The sequence below is a fragment of the Aquimarina acroporae genome, assembly GCF_023195925.1.
Classification (GTDB): domain Bacteria; phylum Bacteroidota; class Bacteroidia; order Flavobacteriales; family Flavobacteriaceae; genus Aquimarina; species Aquimarina acroporae.
The window spans coordinates 158,946-181,718 of record NZ_JALPRE010000011.1 but is presented as its reverse complement, the minus strand read 5'-3'; the positions used below and the strand labels follow the sequence as shown (position 1 = coordinate 181,718).

Sequence of the window (22,773 nt, the reverse complement as noted above, 5' to 3'; positions counted from 1 at the left end):
ACTGTCTTTCTAATTAAGACGCATCACATACTTTTTTGGAGTAGTACCAAATTTCTTTTTAAAGGCTGCAATGAAGTGGCTAGAGGTGCTATATCCTATTTGCAATGCTATTTCTTTTACCGAATGTTTTTTTGAAATTAATAGTTGTTCAGAAAGCATCAACTTGTAGTTTATGATATATTCATGAATGCTCACCCCAAAGGTTTGTTTGAATCCATTTTTTAATTTTGGAAAAGAAAGATTTACCATCCCTGATACTTGTGAAGGTAAAAGAGGTTCGCTAATATGATTTTCAAATATATACTTAGCTTGCATAAGTTTTTCGACATCATCTTTGTTGAGATTACAAGGACATGATTTTTTATTTTCCTCGGATAATCTATGGGTTAAAATACTTAATAATTCATAAGCTTTTGATTTTAGATATATCATTCCATGTTTCAGATGGATAGGTTTTACAACTGCATAATGCAGAAATTGTGTGTTGGCAATTTTAAAATTTGACTCAGGCCGTTTATTGTTGTTAAAAAGAGATCTTATTGTTTCTATTTCTCCTAAAACCATTTGGTGTAGAATTTTAAAGCTAATTTGAAGTATAAAAATGAGGGTGTTTTTTCCTGGTGTAATTTTTAAGGAATCGCCATAGGTTGCGATAAATTTGTCGCTACCTAGAATAAACTGGTTTTCTTCCCCTACTTGTATTTCAAATGCTCCAGTATCACATACAATAAAATGTATACAATCTTCACTATCTTTTTTAGAAATGGAAATAGATTTTTGATCACCATAATCATATATAAAAAGATTAAAATCTTCTTCGATTTCAATTTTTACTCCTGGCGAGGCTTCAAAATAGATATTTGATACATTTTTTTTCATAATCAATAAGTGAAATAAAAAAAGAGGAGAAAGCGCGGTGTTTATATCACGGTGTGAAGTATGGTTGAGTTTGCGTTTGGCCTTCTCCTTTTTTTTGAATTAGTTTTTAAAGAAACGTAATGAACAGTATATTTATAGCCTATTAGGAATGCTCCATTTCAACTTGCAAAGCTGATATGGTAATAGCTAACAAAAACTATTTGGTAAACACCAGTTTTTTGGTAATCTTTTCTTTTCGGTTATAGTCATAATACACCAAGAAATATAGTCCTGATTCTAAATTGAGTTGAAGATCTACATAATTAGATTTTCTGTTTGAAAGATTTATAGACTCTACTACAGCACCTAATTGATCTAGAATTACAATTTTACCTGATAGCGCTACAGAACCTATTAGCGAAAGGTTACCGTCGGCAATAGGATTTGATCTTACAATAAGTTGCATTTTTTCTTGAAAGTCATCAATTTTTCCTTGTTCACATTGATCTGCTTGTTGTTGATTTTCCCAACAAATACCACAGCCTTCTATAGGTCTACAGGGAGGACAAGAAACTGTTGTGCTTACACTTACTTGAGCAGAAATACCTACTGAAAATAGTACAAGCAAAATAGTTATTATTGTTAGCTTTTTCATGATTTTTATGATTTAGTAAACACTGGGTATTCTGGTGTTAGTGATAGGAATACCCAGTGCAAAATGTTGGTTAAAGAGTTTTTAAGAATTTGATAAGGTTATCTTTTTGTTCCTGACTTAGATTGTTATAGGCCGCTCTAGATCCTGCTGCTTCGCCTCCATGTGCTCGAATAGCTCCGTCTAAGGTAGTAGCTCTACCATCATGCATAAGAATTAAGGCTTTTCCATTTCTTTCTAAAAGGTCTATGTTTCTTCCTAGGCCCCATAATGGAGGAGTTCTATAAGGTTCGTCGGTTACCGTGTGTAACTTCATGTCGGTATATGGCCTAATCGTAAGATTACGGAACTCAGCTGGTGCAGAACTACTAGTTCGTTGTGTAGGAGAGTGACAACTAGTACAACCAATTCTATTGAAAGTTTTATCTCCTTCTGTTACTCCTGGAATGTCATAAGCTCCTGGACTTCTAGTCGGTACTGTTAAGAATTCTGTGTACGCAACCAGTTGTCTTAAGTCTTTTGCAGATAGATCTATTTCTGGATCTACTCCATGATCATTAATTAAGGCATTTTTAACTTGCTGTTCTACCGTAGGCACATCTCCTTTCCATGCAAGTTTTACTTCTGCTCCCGAGATATATTGTAGAATACCAACGCCATAAACAGGTGGTGGCACTCTCATTTCTCCGTCTCTGGTTCTTTCCAATTTCGAACCTCTACCATCTCTAAAGTGACATTCTTGGCAGTTGGTACTTCCTATATTGATTTCTCCTAGAATATTTCCCGGATCGTTTCCATTTCGTCTATGTCTTACACCATGAAATAGGTGGTGTCCTTCTAAGAAATCATCTACATCGTCTTCACTTGTTAAAGTAATGATGTGTTGTGTAAATATTGCATCTGCTTCCTCTCTTACATGAGATCCAAATCCTGGTAAAACCATATATGTACTAGCTCTACCAGCTAACGATAATCTAGGGTCACCCAATGTATTTAATCCTTCACCAACGACATAGTTTTGGAAGGTGTTATACGTCTGAGCACCACTACCACCAGTTACGGCAGTAATTTCGTAGGTTACTATATTGCCATAACCCCATTTACCTGAGTCTTCTCCTGCACTTTTCGCATATGTTGGAGGAGAAGAATCTCCTTTTTCCATATAGTCAATACGCACTACTGCCGCATTATCTACATCACCATGGGGGTGAACAGAGTTTGCATCACCTCTTGTTAATCTAGGATTTATAATTAATCCGCTTGCGGCATCAGTGAATGTAGTATTAAATCTATCTAGGTTTCGTAATAAATCAGAGTTATGCTGAGCATCAAAAACAGCCTCGGTAATACCATCTTGCGCATGAGGGTGTCTAAAACGCATCCAGTTTGCTCCTTCTCGAGTAATGGTTGGTCTGTTATCTGGATCTATTCTTTGACCAGCGGTGGTAAATAATCCTGAATATACGTAGATATCACCAGGATCATTGGTTGTGTTTCCTTGTTTCTTGTATCTAAAGAAGTAGTAGAAATCTCCTGCATTTTTACATTGACTCGGAACAGCAACACCGTCACCTACTTTTACTCCAAAGAATTCTACTTGGTTACATGAACAGAAGAACTCAAAATCAGGATTCCCTCCAGATTGAATTTGAACAACATTTCCGATTCGCACACTTACAGTGCTTAAATCTGTAGCAAGATCAAAAGCAAAACCTTGTGCCGCATCTGAACCAATAATAGGAGTTGGTAGTGCGGGTCTAGGGTAATTTACCAAAGGAATATCACCACAAGGATCATCTGGACATGGTTCACAATTAGGTCCGCCACAGTCTACTCGTTCCTCTCCTTGATTAAGAATACCATCTCCACAGGTTGGAGCAGGTCCTCCTTCAAGAATTACAAATTCTCCTAAGAAAATTGGGCATTCATTATTGCCCCATCGTACCCAGATATTATAAGTAGCTGGAGAAAGATTATTTATGGTAAAAGAGCCTACATTATCTGGAGAAGCATATGGATAACTGTTTCCATTATCGATACTGAATTCTATATTACTTCTTTCGGTTACATTATCAAAAGTGAATTTGATAGTTCCATCATTTTGGTTTTCTACGGTTTCATTGGTTACAGAAACGATAGCATTAGGATTTGGGGTTCCGTTACATACTTCGTCACAACCAATGGTACAATTGCTACCACCACAATCAACACCTTCTTCATCTCCATTTTGTATGCCATCATCACAAGTAGGGCATACTCCGCAATCTGGACCACCACAATCTATTCCGGTTTCGTTTCCATTTTGAACACCATCGCTACAAGTTGCAACAAAATAACAACGATCTTCACCTGCAGTTACGGTAAAAGTAGTATTTGGTCCTCCTTGTATACCAAGTTCATACGTTTCTCCTAGGGTTATATTAATTACTCTTTGGTAATATCCATTTTCAAGTTTGTCTGGAGCAACGCAAGCATTAAACCCTGGTCCGGCACACATATATAATACTTGACCTAGATCTTCTCTAGAATAAATCACGCCTTGACCATCTACAATAGTAAGTCCGTAATCACCACACGTTCCTCCATCGACAGGAGGATTTGTGTCACCACAAGGGTCGCAGTTAGGCCCTCCACAGTCTATTTCGGTTTCACCGTTATTGAGAATCCCGTCATTACAAGTTGGTTCTGGGTCGGCTTGGTTGGTTGCCAGATGCCATACACCATTTACATTGTCTCCATTGGTATCGCCAGCGGCATTATCGTTAGCGAAGTAATATAGTGGCTTATTGTTATAGGTTACTTGTAATGTTCCATCACATCTTGCCGCTAATCCAAAACCAAGAGTAAAAGTAGTATTTACCTGATTAGTAATGATAAGGTCTTCTGGTTTTTCAACGATAACGGGAGGCCATGTTGTTGCACATCCTTCATAACAATCACTAAATGGTAAGGTATCATTGTCATTATCGAAGGTGTATATGCTAAACCCTGGTTGATCTGCATCTTGTCCTCCTACCAGGAATGTTCCTTTATCATTATTACTTGTTAATGCGATTACCGGTCCAGAGGTTGGAGGAGGAGGTGGATCTTGACAAGGGTCACAATTAGGTCCACCACAGTCGATTTCGGTTTCTCCGTTATTAAGTATTCCGTCATCACAAGTTGGTTCAGGATTTTGTCCTTCTCCAAATAGAGTGATTTCATCAATATTAAGCGCTGCATCTCCGTTTTGGTATCTAAATTCGAGAGATGCTCCTTGAGGGATATTAATATTTATGCTAGCAGTTGTGTAATTACCTACCCAAGCTCCGTTTGAAGAGAAGTTAAGATTTGCGGTGTCATTTCCATTTACGAATATGGATATACTCCCTGATTGTTGCGATGCATATTTTACTTCGATTCTATTTGCTGAAGGTAGATTTTCGAGTCTAAACCCTGCGTTAGGGGTACTAATGTATGCAACTCCTTGCCCGTTTGTTGCAGCACTATCATTATAATATTGGGCACTACCTAAAAGGCTACCAGATTCGGCTTGTATGGTGGCTTGACTATCATCTCCTGTACCTTGACAAGGGCTACAATTGGGTCCTCCACAATCGATATTGGTTTCTCCTTGGTTTTGTATGCCGTCATTACATGTAGGGTCTGGTTCAGGGGCCGGATTATTATCTCCTGCTTGTTGAGCAGTCACTGTGATTTGATCAGATATATACTGACCTCCTACTGAGGAACTGATTTTGATTTGAATTTGATAGGTTTCACCGAGGGTTGCATTAATTTGTCTTTCCCATCGATTGGTTGAGGTGTTTAGTTCACCAGCAACACAAGCGTCGTTTAGACAAAGGAAATTAAAGCCACTGGTCCATTCGGGTTGATTTTCAAAATAGAGTATAGCTACTCCATTTGCTATTTCTATACCACCATTAGTGCTATTACTTTGTGCTAATAAAGTGATAGGGAAAAGTATAGCAAAAAATAGCTTAGGTATGGGTCTAATTTTTAACCTTTTGAGGATACAGTATCTGCTCCTCTGATCTAAAGACTTTGTTTGAGTTTTGTGACTCATAATTTTGTTGGTTTGTGTGATAAATTCAGAATTTTACGGTTTTAATTATTTGATAATTAAAATTTTAATAAAATTACCGAGGTATTGTTAATCTTTGAAAAATAGAAGCACGATTAGAACTCGTAATAGCTACGTAAATACTACGCAAAAGTTCTTAAAATGTATAAAATTGGCTGGATGATGAGAATAGTGGTTTTATTATACTTCACAACTTGTTAATTTTAGATATAAAACAGTAAGAAAACTTCAAACAATGAACGCTATAACTCTTAAAAATATATCATCTAATAAGATAAGAAGAATACTTATTTTGGGCTTGAGTATGATCCTCTTTTGCCAATGTAATACAGATAAGGGCTATGAGGTTTTAAAAGATAAAATTTCAGGAATCGATATTAGTACTAAAGATTTTTTTACAAGCTATGGTTTTTATGCGCTTTCTAATACTATTTTACCTAGCGAGAAGGAAGTAGATAGTTTGGCCAATGTGCTACTTCCGGGATATAAAAAGTATGAAATTCGTAACATACGAAGAGATGAGCCTGGCTATTATGTGGAAACTATTCATCATCTGCAAGGGGCCTTAAGGCCTCCTACTCATGAATATCTAAAGATGTATGGAAGTAGTTTATCTAAGCATGAAAGAGAGCAATTGCTGAAAAGTGAAAGTGTTCTTGCAATAACCTTTTATGGAGGTAAAGACAATATTAATGTAGAGCAAAAAAGAATTCATAAGTTTATTTCGGAGTTAAGCGCGAATAAGAATTATGTGATAGCCGATTTTGTAACGCTGCAGTATTTCAATTCTGAAAGTTGGAATACTGCTAGATTAATACATTATGAAAATGATGTAAGTAACTCTGCAGATCAAATTCTTATTAAAATATCGAAAGCTGACAATGGCATGTGTAGAGCAGTAACTTTTGGAATGGAAAAATTTTGTCTTCCGGATCTCTCGATACCAGAGTTTTCTTGTGAAGCATCAAAAAAATACTCAGACTTACTTTTATTGGTAGGTCAATATCTTTCAGAAAATAGAAGAATCAGTAGCGACTCCACATTACAGGTGCAATTGAGTAAATTTAAAAACCCGAAATGGAAAGTCTTGGCAAAAAAATTAAATGCTTTAAACGATTTTAAAATTCGATTCAAACGTACTTCGCTTCAAATAGGAGATAAAAATAATGTGCAATATGAAATTAGCTCTAGAGACCTAAAAAGTATGGTCGATTCGATCTTTGGTGTTTCAAATACCTTACAATATGTTTTGCATGATGATCAAATTAAAAATATTAGTGCAGAAGCAAGAAAAGAGCTCCCAAAACTCAAAATAGCATTTAACACCAACAAACTTGTCGATGATTATTTAGTAGTGAAAGCACCAATTTTAACTGGGTCTTCAAGCAAAGAGTGGATGTGGGTAAAGGTGATTCGATGGGATCAAAATGTCTTGGAAGGGAGTTTATATAATACTGCCTCAAACAATGCATATCTTAAAGAAGGAGTGGTCGTTTCGGTAGATGAAAAAGACATTTTCGATTTTATTATTAAAAATCAAAAAGGGGAGCTTATTGGTAATGAAACAGAAAAATATCTATTATCTCAAAAAAGTAAAGGTGTGTATTGATCTTATGATAATGCCATTACATACTTTTTTGGAGTGGTACCAAATTTCTTTTTAAATGCTGCAATAAAATGACTTGCTGTACTATATCCAACTTTTAAACCTACTTCATTTACATTGTGGCTTCCAGAAGCAAGAAGTTGTCTGGCGACTTCCATTTTGTAATCAAATAAAAATGCGTAAACGGGCTCACCATAAATTTGTTTAAACCCGTCTTTCAGTTTTTTTAAGGGTAATCCAATCTCTTTAGAAAGCTCTTGAAGTGTTGGTGGTTCAGCCATTCTGGCAATAATAATCTCTTTGGCTTTACGAATTTTTAGTACATTTTCTTCATCGACCAAAAATGGACATTGTTCTTTGTCGACATCTTCGGGGCGATTAAAATATAAACTTAGTAATTCGTAGGCCTTTCCTTTAAAATATAGAAGTTTTATAGAAGGGTGAAGCGCATAGTTCATGATTTGATTGAGAACTACGGCCATTGATGGAGTAATAATTGCATCGGTGTAATACTTCTTATCCCGATTACCTTCGCCTAAAAAAGGAATGTAACTAGCCTCTTTGGAGAATAAAGAGTGAAATTTTTTAATAGAAATAAGCACTGTAATAAGCCATGAATTTTGCTCCATTTCCAGATTCATTGGTAGATCTCGCTGTGGGTTATAGAGCAATAAAGAATTTTCTTCATTTACGTTTATGGCATAGCTTCCGTTGTTGAAACTAAACTTTATAGAACCCTTACTACAGAAATGAAATTGAATAAAGCTACTATCGATTTCTCGTATAACTCTCTGGTTTTCATTGGTTTCGTTTTGAAATTTAAGAATTAAAAACCCATCTTCAATTTGGGTTTCTTCTAAAATTCCTGGAGCGTTATTTTTTAAATCAATTTCCATAGCTTTAGATTTTTTTATTTAGAAACAATCTAAACTGTCGCTAAAAGTTTTTAAGGGACATAGCAAAAATAGGGCTTTTAGGGGATTTTGACCTTAAAAACTATCGAAAATACCGCTTTTCGTTACTTATTGTTCTTCTAGCGTTATTTTTTATAGAATTTGTAAAATACTTTTGTTCGGTAAACGGAAATGAAGATACATGGAGCCCCATTTGCGAGCAAAAGGAAAACATTTTTACGCCATTGGTCTTAGCTATAAAAAAGCTGATGCCGAGATTAGAGGTCATTTTAGCATTAACGATGATGCTAAAAAAAGTATCCTAGCTCAAGCCAAAGAAGAACACATTTCCTCCCTAGTGATTATATCGACTTGCAATAGAACCGAACTATACGGTTTTGCTGAACACCCTTTTCAAATTATAAAATTACTTTGCGAACATACCCAAGGTACTGTAGAAGAGTTTGAGAAGGTAGCGTATGTTCATAAAAATAGTGCGGCAGTATCTCATCTTTTTAATGTAGGTACTGGTTTAGATAGCCAGATTTTGGGAGATTTTGAGATCATCAGTCAAATCAAAACTAGTTTCAAGCAATCTAAGAAAAAAGAAATGTTGAATCCTTTTATGGAGCGTTTGGTCAACGCAGTGATACAAGCGAGTAAAAGGATTAAGAACGAGACCGAAATATCAAGTGGAGCTACTTCGGTAAGTTTTGCTGCAGTTCAATATATTTTGGCAAGAGTTCCTTATGTTTCAGATAAGAACTTATTATTGTTTGGAACAGGTAAAATAGGAAGAAATACTTGTGAGAATTTGGTGAAGCACACAAAAAATGATCATATCGTATTGATAAACAGAACCAAGACACGGGCTGAAGCAATTGCAGGTAAGTTTAACTTGGTAGTTAAAGATTATGCCAATATTCAATCTGAAATTAAAAATTCTGATGTGCTTATAGTGGCAACAGGAGCGCAAAAGCCTACCATTTCCAAAGCACTGATACATTCAGAAAAACCATTATTGATTCTTGATCTGTCTATCCCAAGAAATGTATCCACAGATGTTACTGAGTTACCCAACGTAACCCTCGTGCATTTAGATGATTTATCAAAAATGACAGATAGAACGTTACAAAGAAGAAAAGAACATATTCCTCAGGCAAAAAGGATTATAGAAGAAATAAAAGATGAATTTGATGGTTGGCTGGAAACACGCAAGTTTGCACCTACTATTAAGGCTCTAAAAAATAAACTTACTTCATTAAAAGACGCCGAGATTAACCTTCAGCGTAAAAAATATGCAGATTTTGATGAAGAACAAGCAGATATCATCAGCAGTAGAATCATTCAAAAAATCACCAATCATTTTGCCAATCATCTCAAAGATGAAAATACTTCGGCAGATGAAAGTATTGAGCTGATTCAGAAAGTTTTCCAACTACAAAATAAATAACCTTGACGCACACAATTCGTATAGGTACCAGAGATAGTGAATTGGCACTTTGGCAAGCCAAAACAGTACAAAGTCGCCTAGAAAATTTAGGATATCAAACCCAACTTGTTCCTGTAAAATCTACCGGAGATCTTATACTAGATAAACCACTTTACGAACTAGGAATCACTGGTGTGTTTACGAAAACCCTCGACGTTGCCATGCTTAAGGGAGATATTGATATTGCTGTACACTCGATGAAAGATGTTCCTACGGCATTACCCAAGGGCATTGTTGAGGTGGCTGTTTTAGAAAGAGCCAATGTGCATGATATCCTGGTTCATAAGGGACTTGATTTTCTTGATGCTTCAGGTACTATTGCTACAGGGAGTTTACGTCGAAAAGCACAATGGCTTCATAAATACCCGCAACATAAGGTTGTTGACCTTAGAGGAAATGTAAATACTCGTATGCAAAAGCTTACTGATAGTAGTTGGAATGGAGCCATTTTTGCTGCAGCTGGGTTAGAACGCATTGACCTAAAACCAGATAATTTTATTGATCTTGATTGGATGACTCCTGCACCTGCACAAGGTGCAATGCTCGTAGTTGCAAAAGAAGAAGATACTTATTGTCAAGAAGCTTTAGCAAATTTGAACCATAAAGAAACTCAGGTTTGTGTTCATATAGAGCGAGAATTTTTACGAGAATTAGAAGGCGGGTGCACAGCTCCTATTGGAGCTTTGGCAAAAATTATTGATGACAAAATTCACTTCAGAGGATCGTTATTTAGCCTAGATGGGCAAGAAAAAATCGAAACAAGTAAAGTTATCGAATTAGGTAAAGAAGAAAGTTTTGGTAAGGAGTGCGCACAGGAAATTCTTAATAATGGGGGTATAGCGTTAATGAAGAAGATTAAAGAAATAATGAAGTAAATAATGAGTTCAAGTACGTTGTTATCAACCAAAACATTATCACTGCCACAAAAAGAATTGTTACTTAATTCGGGGTTGGGTTTTGTAGATTATGACGCAATTAAGATTGAGTTGTTGGAGGATTTTGATTTTCGTCAAACAGAAGACATAAGCAACGTTATATTTACAAGTAAAAATGCTGTAAAGGCGGTACTTAAATCTGAAATAAGCATTTCAAATTGTTTTTGTGTAGGAAATTCTACAAAAACACTACTCGAAGAAAATGGTCAAAAAGTACTAGAAATAGCGCAAAATGCTTCAGAATTGGCTCAAATTATAGTAAAAAAGTATAAAAACACTTCTTTTTCCTTCTTTTGTGGAAATTTGAGAAGATACGAGTTACCCGAAATACTAAAAACCCATAATGTGGCTCTAAAAGAGTATATCGTTTATAAAACGCATCAAAATATAAAGAAATTTGGCCGTTTTTTTGAAGGAGTTCTTTTCTTTAGCCCTTCTGGGGTTCAGAGTTATATGACCGAAAATAGTTTAGAGAAGAGCATGGCTTTTTGTATAGGTACTACCACAGCATCAGAGCTTGAAAAATATACTAATAACATTATTATTGCCAACAAACCAACGGTAGAGAACGTAATTGTTCAAGCCGTAAAATATTTTAATCAAAAATAAATTACATCCCTGTAGAACCTGGGACATATAAAATAAAAAGCATAATTGTACTATGATAAAAAATGATCTATTTCTAAGAGCGTTAAAAGGAGAAACTGTTGAGCGTCCCCCTGTATGGATGATGCGACAGGCAGGAAGATATCTTCCTGAGTTTAGAGCATTAAAAGAAAAGTACGACTTTTTCACCCGTTGCAGAACGCCAGAGTTAGCTTCAGAAATTACAGTACAGCCAATAGATATTATTGGTCCAGATGCAGCTATATTATTCAGTGATATTTTGGTGATTCCTCAAGCTATGAATATAGAGGTAGAAATGAAAGACGGTATTGGGCCTTGGCTACCAAACCCTATCAGATCTCTAAAAGATGTAGAACAAGTTATTGTTCCTGATGTTCATGAAGAGTTAGGTTATGTAATGGATGCAATAAAACTTACTAAGGAACGCCTAGATAATAGGGTTCCTTTAATTGGTTTTGCAGGATCTCCCTGGACAATTTTATGTTATGCAGTGCAGGGTCAAGGATCCAAAAACTTTGATAAAGCCAAAGAACTTTGTTTTACACAACCTGAAGCAGCTCATCAGTTATTACAAAAAATAACAGATACTACAATTGCTTACCTAAAGGCGAAAGTGGCTACTGGAGTAAATGCAGTTCAGGTATTTGATAGCTGGGGAGGAATGCTTTCACCAGTAGATTACAAAGAGTTTTCCTGGTCATACATACAACAAATAGTCGATGCTCTTAAAGATGAGACAGAGGTGATCGTATTTGGTAAAGGGTGCTGGTTCGCTCTACAGGAAATGGCAAATTCTGGAGCGGCAGCATTAGGGGTAGATTGGACTTGTTCTGCAAGAAATGCACGATACCTAACAGGAGGTAATATCACGTTGCAAGGAAACTTTGACCCATCAAGGCTATTGTCACCACCAGCCGAAATCAAAAAAATGGCGACTCAAATGATTAATGAATTCGGAAAAGATAAATACATTGCAAATTTGGGACATGGGATTTTACCTAATATTCCAGTAGAAAATGCAAGAGCTTTTGTAGACGCGGTTAAAGAATATAAAGGTTAAATATGAATATTATTGGAGTGTTAAAACGACTAAGCATAAAGGAACTTTATGTATTATCTGTTTTAATGCTTCGACATCCTTTCTATATTTTCCCAACGTTTAATGCGACCAAACGTACACTTATCCTGTGTGATCGTTATTTTAAAAATAATCATCATAAAAATGGGATTGGAAATGCATTTAGACATGCTTTGTGGAATGTTTTAATTTGCAAAAAAGTGTTCAAAATCAATAAAAACACATCAAAATCTGCGATCTGGGCCCAAAAAGTTACAGATTTGCACGAAAAATTGGCTCCAAATGAACCCTTAGAAAATGCAATGGATTTGCATAATAATAAAGTTGGTAGAGTTTTTTTTGTTAAGCTTAAAGATACTTCAGAAGCAGATGTGATAACTTCGTTGAGGAACGCATGTAAAAATGCTATCAAAATCAGTGATATTACTACTTTTGAGAAACACAAAAATGAATTAGTGTACTTATCAGAATAAGAAAGCTGTAAAAAAATGAAACAAAACTTTTTGAAGAGCTACTAATCTATAGGCAAACTAATTAAAATAGTTACTCATGGTAAAGAATATCTTAACAGGAATAAAGGCATATTTTGGAACGTTTAAACTTATTTCAAAATTAGGGTTATGGAAATATTTTGCCATTCCAATTCTTATTAGTGTAGTTACCGGATTGCTTTTTGCGGCTCTGGCGTATTTCTTTTCCGATAACTTGGGGGCTTTAATAGCCAAAGTATGGGTTTGGGAATGGGGTTCTGAAACATTTGGTACCATAAGTACCATTTTGGGCGCGGTATTGATTATTGTTTTAGGACTTGTATTGTACAAACATATTGTCATGGCTTTATCTGCACCTTTTATGAGTCCGGTTTCAGAAAAAGTAGAAGCACATCTATTGGGAGATACCGCTCATGAACATCGTAATACAAGTTTTAGACAGCAATTATCTCGTGGTATTCGAATTAATGTAAGAAACTTATGCAGGGAATTGCTTTTTATGATACCATTGGTGATTCTTAGCTTTATTCCGGTAATAGGTATAGTGGCAACGATATTTATATTTCTAATTCAGGCATATTACGTTGGTTTTGGAAATATGGATTATACAATGGAACGTCATTTCAACTATAAAGAAAGTGTGCAGTTTGTTAGAAAACACAGAGGAATAGCAATAGGTAATGGGCTGGTGTTTGTACTCATGCTTTTTATCCCAATCATAGGTTTTATTATTACACTCCCTATTTCGGTGGTTGCCGCTTCGACAGAAACCGTGAAAATTTTGAATGAGAAAAATTTAATTGCTGCTAAGAACACGACAGAAACAACTAGTAAAGTGTTAACCGAATAATTTTTATAACGCCCAATAATAGTATAGTATATCATGAAAGATAAATTTTACCAGTACATACAAACATTACAAGATACTATCACTTCTAAGTTAGAAGAGATTGATGGTAAAGCAAAATTTCAGGAAGATATTTGGAAACGACCAGAAGGCGGTGGCGGTAGAACAAGAGTGATAGAAAACGGTAGTGTTTTTGAAAAAGGAGGAGTAAACATATCTGGCGTACACGGACCGTTGCCAAAAGCCATGCAAAGTTATTTTAAGGTAGATGATGTTGATTTTTTTGCATGTGGATTGTCTTTGGTTTTGCATCCTGAGAACCCTATGGTGCCCACCGTGCATGCTAATTGGCGATATTTTGAAATGTATGATAAGTCTGGTGAAATTGTAGATAGTTGGTTTGGCGGAGGACAAGATTTAACACCGTATTATTTATTTGAAGAAGATGCGGCACATTTTCATAAGGTGTGTAAAACATCATGTGATCATCACCATCCAGATTTTTACAGCACATATAAAAAGAAATGTGATGAATATTTTTATAATGCCCATAGAGGAGAGGCACGGGGCATTGGAGGATTGTTTTTTGATTATTGTAGGAAAACAGACGACATGTCTATGCAAGATTGGTATGATTTTGTGACCGAGGTAGGGGATAGTTTTTTAGAAGCTTACGTTCCAATTGTTGAAAGAAGAAAAGAGCTACCATACAACCAAAATCATAGAGATTGGCAAGAAGTTCGACGAGGTAGATACGTAGAATTCAACCTGGTACACGATAAAGGAACCTTATTTGGATTAAAAACAAACGGAAGAATTGAAAGTATTCTCATGAGCCTGCCACCAAGGGTTCAGTGGAAATATGACCACCATCCAAAACCGGAAAGTCCTGAAGAAAAACTAGTTAAAGTGCTCAAAAAACCCGTTGAATGGCAATAATTCAATTTTTTTTCTTATATTGCGGCGTAATTATTTAGTTTTTACCTGTTTAAGGTTTAAAAATTTTAACACAAATGCCCATGAAAAAATTTCTACTATTGCTTACTTCAATCCTACTTGTTAGTTGCCAGATGTTTGAGCCTAAGAAAGAAGGATTTGCTAAATTTTCCAAAAATAAAATTGAATTCAAAAACAACACGATTGTTCTTACAAGTGATTATGTAAAATCTACTCCTGAAGAATTTAAATCAAAAATCGACTTGTTAGAAGGTACTCCCAAATTCAAAAATGTAGCGCTTGCAGAATTGAAAAAAATCGAAAACAAAAAAGTAGACTTCGAAATTTTTGTTGATGAAACTAATATCGAGAACTACGTTTTTATTTACACTTGTGATTTTTATCAGTTCGATGAGCACAGAGCAGCACGAGTTGTGCAGGCTTTAAGTGATCAACTTAAAAATGAAGCGAACAAGCAGGAGGTAAAATTCAAAAGAATACACGGAAGATATTTCTTTACACCTACTTCAAAAGTGGTAAAGCTTAAATACTTAAAAGCGTATAAAAAGGATAAGAAATTTCAAACGGAATACATTGTAGCCTCTAAATCTGGAGGAATTGGATTATCAATTAGTAATACCGAGGACATCGACTTTGAGAACTCAGTAAAACATTTAGCCTCAAAATAAAATTGAAGACCCTTGGGTCGTAAACAATTTTAAATGCCGTATCTTAGATTTCATGACTGGATCTGAGAACGGCATTTTTGTTTTCATAGGTTTCTTAGTACTATAATAACTATGCAATGCAGAAATTAATTTTATGTTTAGGAATTGTTTTGTTCTCGGCCTGCACCAAAAAGGTTGAACCTACTGTAGAGAATATCAATAAAATATTTGCTTCAAAAGATTTTACTTTTGAGTTTCACGAAAAGAATACTGAGTGCAAATCTATTAGTTTTAGAAACGATTATTTGGTGTATAAAAGCGATCAACCTACGTATCGGAGAGGTATCGAATATGAAGAGGTTATTCTTATCAATGATTTTATTCAAGATATAGTTAATCTTCACTCTTATGAAAAAGATCCAAAAACATCATCTCACTATATCATTAAAAATACGGCGTACAAAACTATAATTGTTCCCAAACGAGAGGATTTTTACTTTGAAGCATTACTCAAAACTTTAAAATTAGATTCACTGTCGCTGCAACGTACTAGAAAATATTAGAAAATCAGAGAAAAAGAAGTTTCTTTTTGAGGTACAGAATGTACGGTTAAACTTCCACCATGCAAATGCATGATTTGCTTAGAAAGACTTAAACCTATTCCTGTTCCATCATTTTTAGTTGTATAAAAAGGGACAAAAATTTCGCTCATAATTTCGGGTGGAATTCCTGGGCCATTATCTTTTATAGTAATATGCTTCTTCCCTTTTTCGGTGGTTCCGGTAATAAGTTCTACAGTTGCATTTTCGGTGCCGTTTAAAGCTTGAATAGCATTCTTAGAAAGATTCACAAGCACATGAGTAATGAGTTTTTCATCAGCATATACTTCCATTTCCTTGTCGGGAATAATAAGGGATAAGCTTACATTATTTTCTCTGGTACTTTCATACATAAGTACTTTTACCTTTTCTAGCAGCTTCTCAACTTTTATGAGTTTCTTATCTGGAGTAGGAACGTTTAAAAAGCTGCGATACGATTGTACAAAACTCATTAAGTCGTTTCCTTGATCTTTAATGACTTCTAACCCTTTTGTGGTCATTCTTATTTTGCTTTCATCAAGTTGCTCCAGAGGTAGAATGCCATTTTCATCCTTATAATAATTAAGAATAGATTCTGAAATCGAAGTAATTGGGGTTACCGTATTCATAATCTCATGGGTAAGTACTCGAATTAACTTCATCCATGAGTCGGTTTCTTTTTCGTCTAATTCGCTGTGAATATCCTGGATCGTGACCAGATTTAAAACCTCTTTATTCAGTACAATTTCGTTGGATTTAATAGCAAGTTGAATAGTTTCTCGTTCATTGGTGAGTTGAAAAAGCTTTCTTTCAAAGGGTTGAATATTTTCGAACATAGTAAACAACTCCTGATCTACCTGAGCCAATTGTTTGATATGATTTAAAGGAGTATAATTCAATAATTTTTCGACCTTAGGGTTACCAAATAGAATATGTCCTTTTTTATTAAACGTTAGAATCCCAATTTCGGCTTGATTTAATATTTCCTGATAATACTTTTCTTGAGCTTGGTTCTTTATATACACATCTTGCATCATGGTATTAAGAACATTTAGACTATGATTAAGTTCGTTAAACGATGTGGCATCTCCATGTTCTGGAAACCGAAGGGTGAAATCTTCATTTTTAATAGAATTAAAAAAGAAGGCAATTTTTCGGTTATTTTGATTTAGGTAATTGGCAAGTAACCAGGTTTGAACACAAAATATGAGTAGTATGATACATGCAAGTAAATACTTGTCATTTAAGAATAAAAATGACATTAAAAAAGCAGTTAAAGCAAGGGCTACAACTCTTATGATTAGTTTTACATAAAATGTTCTGCTTATCATTACTTATCAAATTTTTTGATTTTATTATAAAGTGTTTGTCTCGATATTCCCAGTTGATTTGCGGCAGCACTATAATTCCCACTATGTTTATCAAGAGCTCGGGAGATCATAAGTTTTTCCATATCGTCCAGGGTTTCGGGACCGCTTTCTACAGAAACTTCACCACTATTGGCACTTAATAAGAAGTCTGTTGGTTTTAGCACTGTTCCTTCCGATAGTATCACAGCGCGTTCCATTGTATGTTGTAGTTCTCTAACATTTCCTGGCCACGAATAGCTCAATAATTTTTCTTGTGCAGCACTATTAATTCTTAAGGTAGGTTTACCATATTTTGAAGTAAACTTCTTCAAATAAAAATCTGCCAAAATAAGGATATCATTTTCCCGTTCACGAAGGGGAGGTACCTCAATATGAATCGTATTAATTCTGTAAAGCAAATCTTCTCTAAAAATACCATCGGCTACCATTTGATTAAGGTTACAGTTGGTAGCGCAAATAAGTCGAATATCGACAGGTATAGACTTGTTTGATCCTACTCTTACAATTGTTCTATTTTGAATTGCAGATAATAGTTTCGCTTGTGTTTGCAACGATAAATTTCCTATCTCATCTAAAAATAAAGAACCGCTATGCGCAGCTTCAAATTTACCAGCTCTATCTTCTTTGGCATCGGTAAAAGCTCCTTTGGTATGACCAAAAAGCTCACTCTCGAATAATGTTTCTGCAATGGATCCCATATCGACTCCAATAAAAACTTCATCTTTCCGGGAAGAAAGTCTGTGTAATTCTCTGGCAATAAGTTCTTTTCCGGTACCGTTTTCTCCAGTGATAAGAACGTTTACATCAGTTTTTGCTACTTTTTGTACCAGATTAAGCACGGCAGTAAGTGCTTTTGAGTTTCCGATAATATAATTGGTGTCTTCATTAATAACCTGTTTTAGGTTACTTTGTTTTTGTTTGAGTTGTTGGATTTCTTTTTGTGATTTGCGAAGTAAAATTGCAGATTTTATCGTGGCCATTAATTTTTCGTTGTTCCATGGTTTTAAAATAAAATCGATAGCTCCTTCTTTCAATGCTCGTACAGCAAGATCAACAGCACCATAGGCGGTCATCATAATGACCGAAATTTGTGGCGCTTTCTTTTTTATTTCCCGTAACCAGAATAGCCCTTCGTTACCTGTGTTTACACCAGCAGAGAAATTCATATCCAACAATACAATATCGAAGTCTCCAAGATTAGGAAAAGAAGAAATCTGATTAGGATTAGAAATAGTTTCTACCTTTTTGAATTCGAACTGTAAAAGAATCTCAAGCGCACTTAGCACACTTTTATTGTCATCTATAACTAAGATTTTTCCGTCCTGCATGGTGAATTATTTTATTTCGATGATATAAAACTACAAATTAGGAGTCGTAACACCACAGAAGTGTAAAAATATTAGACACTATTTGTATAATTATTTTACATGTTGTTTTCTTAGAAATTTAAAATAAAATCATAAACAATTGTTTTTCAGTATTTTGTGTTTTTGGCATGTCGTTAGTTAATAGTTTGGCATCAAGAAACGATACAATTATCTAAACAATGAATTACAGACACAAAATATTATGCTTTTTATGCTTTCTACTAGGAGCAACGATTCAAGCACAGCAAACATGGTCGCTAGACGATTGTGTAGCATATGCTGTTAAGCATAATCTTCAGATAAAGGGTTTTGAATATACCGAACAATCTAACAAGGAATCATATAAACAATCTATAAGAAGTTTATTGCCAAGCGTGAGTGCATTTACCAATTATAGGATTAACTTTGGTAGATCGATAGACCCCAATACCAATGTTTTCGTAAACACAGAATTTGTTTCTAACAATTATAGTTTAGATGCCCAAATAGATTTGTTTCAAGGTTTTCAAAAAGTAAATACTATTAAAGCTACAAAGTTTTTGTACAAAGCCGCTTTTGAAGAAACATTACATCAAAAATATCTTTTGGCTTTTCGCGTGATGTCTGCTTTTTATGACATTCAATTTATGGAAGGTTTATATACCATTTCTAAAGAGCAAAAAGAAGTTTCTCAAGAGAATTATGATTTGGTGAAGAAACAAGTAGAAATAGGACAAAAAGCAAAAGCAGATTTATACGAAGCAGAGTCGGCGCTACTTGCAGATCAACTTTTGGTTACTCAAAGCAAAAATAATGTAGAGGCCGCCAAATTAGCTTTAATTCAGCAGATGAATTTAGAGAATGCTACAACAATATCTATTTTAACTATAGAGGATAAAACTTCAGAGCTTCTTGAGGAAAGCGAAAGCAATAAAGATTCTATTTTTAATAAAGCAAAAAACTTTATTCCCATAGTAAAGGCACAAGAGTTAAGAGTTGAAGCTGCAAAAAAACAACTAGCTGCTACCCGAGGTGGGTTGTATCCTTCAATTGGGTTTTCTGCGGGGTATTCGTCTCGATATGTAGATAATAATTTGGATGAAGATACTGGCGAGTTAATCCCATTCAATACACAAATCAAAGATAATGCTGCACAATTTGTAGGTGTTTCTTTGGCGATCCCGATTACAAATGCATGGGCTAGTAGATCAAGAGTAAAGCAGCAAAAAGTTGCTATGATGAGAGCAGAGAACGATTTTAATGTTCAGAAACAAGAGATATATCAAATCATACAACAATTATTGCAAGATAGAAATGCCCTTAAGGGAGAGTATGAACAAAGTGAGCAAAGAGCGAAAGCTCAAAAGTTAGCTTTCGATATCGCTCAAAAAAGATATGAAAAAGGACTAATTAGTATTATAGAGCTTAACCAATCTAAAAATACCTTGGCAAACGCTCAAAATGAATTTTTGCAAGTACAATTGCGATCAAAAATTAATAAAAGCACTTTAGATTTCTATAGAGGTCTACCAGTATTTAACTTAAACAGAGTACAATAAAATGGATATAAAAATTGAAAAGAAAAAAGGATTAAGACCTAAGCATTATGGGTATATGGTTATAGGTTTCATCGTACTTTTTATGGGTTGGAAAATAGCATTTGGAAATTCTGCATCGACTTTTCGAACAGAAAAAGAAAAGCTTTCTATCGCTCAGGTTTCCTTCGGAAAATTCGATGATTATATTACCATCAACGGAAATGTAGCACCAATAAGTACCATCTATATGGATGCTTATGAAGGAGGAAGAGTTACCGAAAAACTTATTGAAGAGGGTGCCATGGTAAAAAAAGGAGACATTATACTTAAACTAGAGAACCGAAGTTTATATGAGCAGATTTTGGCAAGTGAAAATAACCTTGCTTTAAAACAAAATGACTTAAGATCTACCAAACTTACGTTTGACTCTAGACAAGTTGAAGGAAGAAAGGATTTGGTAAATGCTAAATATGAACTTCAGAAACTACAAAGGAACTTCGAACAAAATAAAACCCTTTATGAGGATGAGTTAATTTCTAAAGAAGAATACCTTACGTCTAAAGAAAATTATGAGTTGGCACAAAAACAGTTTGATATTGTTAAAATTCAAACCGATCAGGATAATGTTTTACGTAACACTTCATTAAAAGAGCTTGACGAAGACTTAGCCAGAATGAAAAAGACCTTATCAATGGTTTATGAGCGAATAGATCACTTAAATGTGAGAGCTCCAGCCGATGGTCAATTAGGGTTTTTAGATGCAGAAATTGGTCAGAGTATCCAGCAAGGACAACGTATTGGGCAAGTAAACGTACTAACCGATTATAAAATAGAAGCATCTATCGATGAGCACTATATAGATAGAGTAAAAAGAGATCTTACTGCAGTAATAGAACGTAACGGAACAGAATACGAGTTAAGGTTGCGAAAGGTATATCCCGAAGTACGAAACGGTAAGTTTAAAGTTGATTTGGTATTTGTAGACAAAAAACCAGAAACGATAAGAGCGGGTCAAAGTTATAATCTTAAATTACAGTTAGGAGCATCAAACGAAGCTGTATTACTGCCAAAAGGAAGTTTTTTCCAAAGCACAGGAGGTCAATGGATATTTGTGGTTGATGCTTCTGGAGAGGTAGCCTGGAGAAGACCTATTCGTATAGGAAAGCAAAACTCTCGCTACTATGAGTTAATAGAAGGGTTGGAAGCAGGAGAACAAGTAATTACATCGAGCTACGATAGCTTCGGAGAAGCAGAAAAAATCATATTAAAATAGAAAAACAATCAAAAAAATGATACAGATCAAAAATTTAAAAAAGAGCTTTAGAACTGAAGAAGTTGAAACTCTAGCTTTAAATAATGTAAACCTGAATGTTGAAGAAGGTGAATTTGTAGCCGTTATGGGTCCTTCGGGATGTGGTAAATCTACATTGTTGAATATTTTAGGAATGTTAGATAATCCTACAGAGGGAACCTACCACTTTAATAACCACGAAGTAGGAGGGTTAAAAGAAAACCAACGCACCAAAATAAGAAAAGGGAATCTGGGATTTGTTTTTCAAAGTTTTAACCTTATCGATGAACTTACAGTTTTCGAAAATGTGGAGTTACCGCTTATCTATCTAAACATGAAAAAAAGCGAACGCGAACAAAAAGTAAGACAGGTTTTGGAACGTATGAAGATTGCACATCGTGAGAAACATTTTCCGCAGCAATTATCAGGAGGGCAACAGCAACGTGTGGCTATAGCCAGAGCTGTAGTAACCAATGCAAAATTAATCTTGGCCGATGAGCCAACAGGTAATTTAGATTCTAAAAACGGGATCGAAGTAATGAACCTGCTTACAGAACTTAATCAGGAGGGAACTACCATTATCATGGTAACACACTCAGATCGAGATTCACACTATGCTCATAGAATTATCAATTTGTTTGATGGACAAATTGTAACAGAAAGTCAAAACAAACCTTTTGAGGTTAACACATAATTATCTTAAATCATAAAAAATTAAACTCATGACAAGAATTGTTATTCAAATCGTAACGCTAGCTATAGCGATGGTTACAGCAATTGCTGGATATGGCCAAAAGAACATTTCGGTAGATCATTTTGACAAGGTGATCGTTAGTCCGCATATCGAAGTAACCTTTAAAGAAGGAACTACAGAGAATGTACGTATAGAAAATGCAAAGGTACCAGATCACAAAATCAATGTAAGAGTTGAAGGTAAAACGCTTAGAATATATTTAGAAGGGGCTAAAATGGTCACAAAGCAGAAAAAAGTATATGATAAAAGAGGGTGGAAAACTAAAAAGCCAATTTATCCTGGCACTATGGTCACCGCAACAATTACCTATAAACATCTTAAAGAACTTTCAATTAGAGGAGAAGAAGTAATTCTATGTGAGAGCCCGATTAAAAGAGAAGATTTCAAACTAAAAATGTATGGAGAATCAAAGGTAACTGTAAATGATATTCAAGTAAATTCATTAGGGGTAACCATGTATGGAGAAGGGTATTTAGAGATCAAAGACGGTATGGTAGATCGTCAAAAATATACAGTTTACGGAGAAGGTGAAATAAACACCTTGGGGCTTAACAACGAGAGTACCAAAATTACCGCGTATGGCGAAGGTAATTTCAGAGTAAATGTATCTGAAGATTTAAGAATTACCGCTTATGGAGAACCAACCATTGCTTATGATGGAGACCCATCTATAAATAAAGGAATTGTAATTGGTAGAGCAACAATCAGAAAAATGAACTAGATCTGTAA

The 22,773-nt window shown here is 35.0% G+C and carries 20 protein-coding genes; 14 read left to right on the top strand and 6 right to left on the bottom strand.

The window, feature by feature from the left end:
- Positions 1-9 precede the first annotated feature (9 nt).
- From M0D21_RS16510 to M0D21_RS16500, 3 genes are all read right to left on the bottom strand, one after another.
- Positions 10-879, bottom strand: coding sequence for a helix-turn-helix domain-containing protein (locus M0D21_RS16510; RefSeq protein WP_248331561.1), 870 nt, complete (start codon positions 877-879; stop codon positions 10-12).
- Positions 880-1,075: 196 nt separating this feature from the next.
- The gene (locus M0D21_RS16505; protein ID WP_248331559.1) at positions 1,076-1,513 is read right to left on the bottom strand and encodes a T9SS type A sorting domain-containing protein; all 438 of its coding nucleotides are present in this window, start codon (positions 1,511-1,513) and stop codon (positions 1,076-1,078) included.
- A 70-nt stretch (positions 1,514-1,583) separates the two neighbouring features.
- Positions 1,584-5,576, bottom strand: coding sequence for a di-heme oxidoredictase family protein (locus tag M0D21_RS16500; protein ID WP_248331557.1), 3,993 nt, complete (start codon positions 5,574-5,576; stop codon positions 1,584-1,586).
- A gap of 253 nt (positions 5,577-5,829) precedes the next feature.
- Between M0D21_RS16500 and M0D21_RS16495 the strand changes: the two genes are divergently transcribed.
- Positions 5,830-7,203, top strand: a complete 1,374-nt coding sequence (locus M0D21_RS16495) for a DUF2314 domain-containing protein (RefSeq protein ID WP_248331555.1) — start codon at positions 5,830-5,832, stop codon at positions 7,201-7,203.
- Positions 7,204-7,205: 2 nt separating this feature from the next.
- On the opposite strand, the gene M0D21_RS16490 is transcribed toward M0D21_RS16495, so the two are convergent.
- On the bottom strand, positions 7,206-8,096 hold the full coding sequence (locus tag M0D21_RS16490) for an AraC family transcriptional regulator (protein ID WP_248331553.1): 891 nt from the start codon (positions 8,094-8,096) through the stop codon (positions 7,206-7,208).
- Positions 8,097-8,295: 199 nt separating this feature from the next.
- On the opposite strand from M0D21_RS16490, the gene hemA reads away from it, so the two are divergent.
- The 9 genes from hemA (at position 8,296) to M0D21_RS16445 (ending at position 15,730) form a co-directional block, all read left to right on the top strand.
- The gene (hemA, locus tag M0D21_RS16485; protein WP_248331551.1) at positions 8,296-9,546 is read left to right on the top strand and encodes a glutamyl-tRNA reductase; all 1,251 of its coding nucleotides are present in this window, start codon (positions 8,296-8,298) and stop codon (positions 9,544-9,546) included.
- A gap of 2 nt (positions 9,547-9,548) precedes the next feature.
- Positions 9,549-10,460 carry a hydroxymethylbilane synthase gene (gene hemC, locus M0D21_RS16480; RefSeq protein ID WP_248331549.1) on the top strand — a complete coding sequence of 304 codons (912 nt, stop codon included), beginning with the start codon at positions 9,549-9,551 and terminating at the stop codon, positions 10,458-10,460.
- A 3-nt stretch (positions 10,461-10,463) separates the two neighbouring features.
- Positions 10,464-11,129 (top strand): uroporphyrinogen-III synthase, encoded by a 666-nt coding sequence (locus tag M0D21_RS16475; RefSeq protein ID WP_248331547.1) that lies wholly within the window; start codon positions 10,464-10,466, stop codon positions 11,127-11,129.
- Positions 11,130-11,181: 52 nt separating this feature from the next.
- Complete coding sequence (gene hemE, locus M0D21_RS16470; RefSeq protein ID WP_248331545.1) at positions 11,182-12,207, top strand: uroporphyrinogen decarboxylase; 1,026 nt, start codon at positions 11,182-11,184, stop codon at positions 12,205-12,207.
- Positions 12,208-12,209: 2 nt separating this feature from the next.
- Positions 12,210-12,698 carry a DUF6973 domain-containing protein gene (locus M0D21_RS16465; protein ID WP_248331543.1) on the top strand — a complete coding sequence of 163 codons (489 nt, stop codon included), beginning with the start codon at positions 12,210-12,212 and terminating at the stop codon, positions 12,696-12,698.
- A 76-nt stretch (positions 12,699-12,774) separates the two neighbouring features.
- Positions 12,775-13,566: an EI24 domain-containing protein gene (locus M0D21_RS16460; RefSeq protein WP_248331541.1), complete on the top strand. Its 792-nt coding sequence runs from the start codon at positions 12,775-12,777 to the stop codon at positions 13,564-13,566.
- Between the two features lie 33 nt (positions 13,567-13,599).
- Entirely contained in the window at positions 13,600-14,502 is a 903-nt protein-coding gene (hemF, locus tag M0D21_RS16455) for an oxygen-dependent coproporphyrinogen oxidase (protein ID WP_248331539.1), read from the top strand.
- Positions 14,503-14,582: 80 nt separating this feature from the next.
- Complete coding sequence (locus M0D21_RS16450) at positions 14,583-15,188, top strand: hypothetical protein (RefSeq protein ID WP_248331537.1); 606 nt, start codon at positions 14,583-14,585, stop codon at positions 15,186-15,188.
- A 116-nt stretch (positions 15,189-15,304) separates the two neighbouring features.
- Complete coding sequence (locus M0D21_RS16445) at positions 15,305-15,730, top strand: hypothetical protein (protein ID WP_248331535.1); 426 nt, start codon at positions 15,305-15,307, stop codon at positions 15,728-15,730.
- On the opposite strand, the gene M0D21_RS16440 is transcribed toward M0D21_RS16445, so the two are convergent.
- A complete protein-coding gene (locus tag M0D21_RS16440; RefSeq protein ID WP_248331533.1) occupies positions 15,727-17,076 on the bottom strand; it encodes a sensor histidine kinase in 1,350 nt (449 codons plus the stop codon). The genes M0D21_RS16445 and M0D21_RS16440 overlap by 4 nt on opposite strands.
- Positions 17,076-18,443, bottom strand: coding sequence for a sigma-54-dependent transcriptional regulator (locus M0D21_RS16435; protein ID WP_248331531.1), 1,368 nt, complete (start codon positions 18,441-18,443; stop codon positions 17,076-17,078). The genes M0D21_RS16440 and M0D21_RS16435 overlap by 1 nt, the downstream gene beginning before the upstream one ends.
- A 218-nt stretch (positions 18,444-18,661) precedes the next feature.
- Between M0D21_RS16435 and M0D21_RS16430 the strand changes: the two genes are divergently transcribed.
- From M0D21_RS16430 to M0D21_RS16415, 4 genes are read left to right on the top strand one after another with little or no spacing between them, the layout of a single operon-like run.
- Positions 18,662-20,020 carry a TolC family protein gene (locus tag M0D21_RS16430; RefSeq protein ID WP_248331529.1) on the top strand — a complete coding sequence of 453 codons (1,359 nt, stop codon included), beginning with the start codon at positions 18,662-18,664 and terminating at the stop codon, positions 20,018-20,020.
- A 1-nt stretch (position 20,021) separates the two neighbouring features.
- Complete coding sequence (locus tag M0D21_RS16425) at positions 20,022-21,272, top strand: efflux RND transporter periplasmic adaptor subunit (RefSeq protein WP_248331526.1); 1,251 nt, start codon at positions 20,022-20,024, stop codon at positions 21,270-21,272.
- Between the two features lie 16 nt (positions 21,273-21,288).
- The gene (locus M0D21_RS16420; protein WP_248331524.1) at positions 21,289-21,984 is read left to right on the top strand and encodes an ABC transporter ATP-binding protein; all 696 of its coding nucleotides are present in this window, start codon (positions 21,289-21,291) and stop codon (positions 21,982-21,984) included.
- Between the two features lie 28 nt (positions 21,985-22,012).
- A complete protein-coding gene (locus M0D21_RS16415; protein WP_248331522.1) occupies positions 22,013-22,765 on the top strand; it encodes a head GIN domain-containing protein in 753 nt (250 codons plus the stop codon).
- Positions 22,766-22,773 lie beyond the last annotated feature (8 nt).

Coding starts and splice junctions, on each gene's coding strand:
- M0D21_RS16510 (WP_248331561.1), bottom strand. CDS start 879: ATGAAAAAAAATGTATCAAATATCTATTTTGAAGCCTCGCCAGGAGTA.
- M0D21_RS16505 (WP_248331559.1), bottom strand. CDS start 1,513: ATGAAAAAGCTAACAATAATAACTATTTTGCTTGTACTATTTTCAGTA.
- M0D21_RS16500 (WP_248331557.1), bottom strand. CDS start 5,576: ATGAGTCACAAAACTCAAACAAAGTCTTTAGATCAGAGGAGCAGATAC.
- M0D21_RS16495 (WP_248331555.1), top strand. CDS start 5,830: ATGAACGCTATAACTCTTAAAAATATATCATCTAATAAGATAAGAAGA.
- M0D21_RS16490 (WP_248331553.1), bottom strand. CDS start 8,096: ATGGAAATTGATTTAAAAAATAACGCTCCAGGAATTTTAGAAGAAACC.
- hemA (WP_248331551.1), top strand. CDS start 8,296: ATGGAGCCCCATTTGCGAGCAAAAGGAAAACATTTTTACGCCATTGGT.
- M0D21_RS16475 (WP_248331547.1), top strand. CDS start 10,464: ATGAGTTCAAGTACGTTGTTATCAACCAAAACATTATCACTGCCACAA.
- hemE (WP_248331545.1), top strand. CDS start 11,182: ATGATAAAAAATGATCTATTTCTAAGAGCGTTAAAAGGAGAAACTGTT.
- M0D21_RS16465 (WP_248331543.1), top strand. CDS start 12,210: ATGAATATTATTGGAGTGTTAAAACGACTAAGCATAAAGGAACTTTAT.
- M0D21_RS16460 (WP_248331541.1), top strand. CDS start 12,775: ATGGTAAAGAATATCTTAACAGGAATAAAGGCATATTTTGGAACGTTT.
- hemF (WP_248331539.1), top strand. CDS start 13,600: ATGAAAGATAAATTTTACCAGTACATACAAACATTACAAGATACTATC.
- M0D21_RS16450 (WP_248331537.1), top strand. CDS start 14,583: ATGAAAAAATTTCTACTATTGCTTACTTCAATCCTACTTGTTAGTTGC.
- M0D21_RS16445 (WP_248331535.1), top strand. CDS start 15,305: ATGCAGAAATTAATTTTATGTTTAGGAATTGTTTTGTTCTCGGCCTGC.
- M0D21_RS16440 (WP_248331533.1), bottom strand. CDS start 17,076: ATGATAAGCAGAACATTTTATGTAAAACTAATCATAAGAGTTGTAGCC.
- M0D21_RS16435 (WP_248331531.1), bottom strand. CDS start 18,443: ATGCAGGACGGAAAAATCTTAGTTATAGATGACAATAAAAGTGTGCTA.
- M0D21_RS16430 (WP_248331529.1), top strand. CDS start 18,662: ATGAATTACAGACACAAAATATTATGCTTTTTATGCTTTCTACTAGGA.
- M0D21_RS16425 (WP_248331526.1), top strand. CDS start 20,022: ATGGATATAAAAATTGAAAAGAAAAAAGGATTAAGACCTAAGCATTAT.
- M0D21_RS16420 (WP_248331524.1), top strand. CDS start 21,289: ATGATACAGATCAAAAATTTAAAAAAGAGCTTTAGAACTGAAGAAGTT.
- M0D21_RS16415 (WP_248331522.1), top strand. CDS start 22,013: ATGACAAGAATTGTTATTCAAATCGTAACGCTAGCTATAGCGATGGTT.